Here is a 1,775-nt window from a genome sequence, read left to right as displayed (position 1 = left end):
GTGCGGGCAGATCATCACCGCGGCGCCACTTGTGCGCCGCTGTCGTTTCAAAAACACGCGATTCCGAGGAGACACACCCATGACCGACCGCCCCTGGCTCAGCAGCTATCCGCAAGGCGTGCCCGCCGACATCGACGCCTCGCAGTATTCCTCGCTGGTCGGTCTCATGGAGGAGAGCTTTGCCAGGTACGCCGACCGCACGGCCTACAGCTTCATGGGCAAGGACGTGAGCTATGCGGAGACCGACAAGCTCAGCAAGGCCTTTGGCGCCTACCTGCAGGGGCTCGGCCTCGCCAAGGGCGACCGCGTCGCGGTCATGATGCCCAACTGCCCGCAGTACCCGATCGCGGTCGCGGCCATCCTGCGCGCCGGCCTGATCCTGGTGAACGTGAATCCGCTGTACACGCCGCGCGAACTCGAGCACCAGCTCAAGGACTCGGGCGCCAAGGCCATCGTCATCATGGAGAACTTCGGCACCACGCTGCAGCAGTGCATCGCGGCCACGCCCATCAAGCACATCGTGCTGGCGGCCATGGGCGACCGGCTCGGCTTCCTCAAGGGGGCGCTCGTCAACTACGTGGTGCGCAACGTGAAGAAGCTGGTGCCGCACTACAGCCTGCCGGGCGCGGTGCGCTTCAACGATGCGCTCGACCAGGGCGCGGGCCGCACGCTGAAGGCGCCGGCCCTCGGCCCCGACGACGTGGCCGTCCTGCAGTACACCGGCGGCACCACCGGCGTCTCCAAGGGCGCGGTGCTGCTGCACCGCAACGTCATTGCGAACGTGCTGCAGTCCGAAGCCTGGAACGAACCCGTGATGGCCCAGGTGCCGGCGGGCGAGCAGCCCACGAGCGTGTGCGCGCTGCCGCTCTATCACATCTTCGCCTTCACCGTGGGCATGATGCTGAACATGCGCACGGGCGGCAAGCTGATCCTCATTCCGAATCCGCGCGACCTCGCGGGCGTGCTCAAGGAACTGTCCAAGCACACGATCCACAGCTTTCCCGCGGTCAACACGCTGTTCAACGGGCTGGCCAACCACCCGGACTTCAACACCGTCAACTGGAAGAACCTCAAGGTGTCGGTGGGCGGCGGCATGGCGGTGCAGGCGGCGGTCGCGAAGCTCTGGCTCGAGAAGACCGGCTGCCCGATCTGCGAGGGCTACGGCCTGTCCGAAACCTCGCCCTCGGCCACCTGCAACCCCACCAACAGCAAGGCCTACACCGGCACCATCGGCCTGCCGCTGCCGAGCACCTGGCTCAAGCTGCTCGACGACGAAGGCCGCGAGGTGCCGCCGGGCCAGCCCGGCGAGATCGCGATCAAGGGCCCGCAGGTGATGGCCGGCTACTGGCAGCGCCCCGATGAGACCGCCAAGGTCATGACGCCCGACGGCTACTTCAAGAGCGGCGACATCGGCGTGGTCGACGAGCGCGGCTACTTCAAGGTGGTCGACCGCAAGAAGGACATGATCCTGGTCTCGGGCTTCAACGTGTACCCGAACGAGATCGAGGACGTGGTGGCGCAGATTCCGGGCGTGCTCGAATGCGCCGCGGTCGGCGTGGCCGACGAGAAGACCGGCGAGGCTGTCAAGCTGGTGATCGTCAAGAAGGACGAGTCGCTGACCGAAGCGCAGGTGCGCGAATACTGCAGAGCAAACCTTACGGGTTACAAGCAGCCGCGGATCGTGGAGTTCCGTGGCGAACTCCCGAAGACGCCAGTCGGAAAGATCCTGCGGCGCGAACTGCGCGACCTGAAGAAGTAAGGGTTCGGCCCGGGTT

Annotated in this window: 1 protein-coding gene; it reads left to right on the top strand. The window is 66.1% G+C overall.

The window, feature by feature from the left end:
- Nucleotides 1-79 precede the first annotated feature (79 nt).
- Nucleotides 80-1,759, top strand: coding sequence for a long-chain-fatty-acid--CoA ligase (locus AC1DOC_RS32305; protein ID WP_478081620.1), 1,680 nt, complete (start codon nucleotides 80-82; stop codon nucleotides 1,757-1,759).
- Nucleotides 1,760-1,775 lie beyond the last annotated feature (16 nt).

It is taken from the genome of Variovorax sp. 01T439_2, from assembly GCF_056398445.1.
Note: the sequence above shows the minus strand (reverse complement) of the source record. Positions and strands in the feature narration are given on the sequence as shown.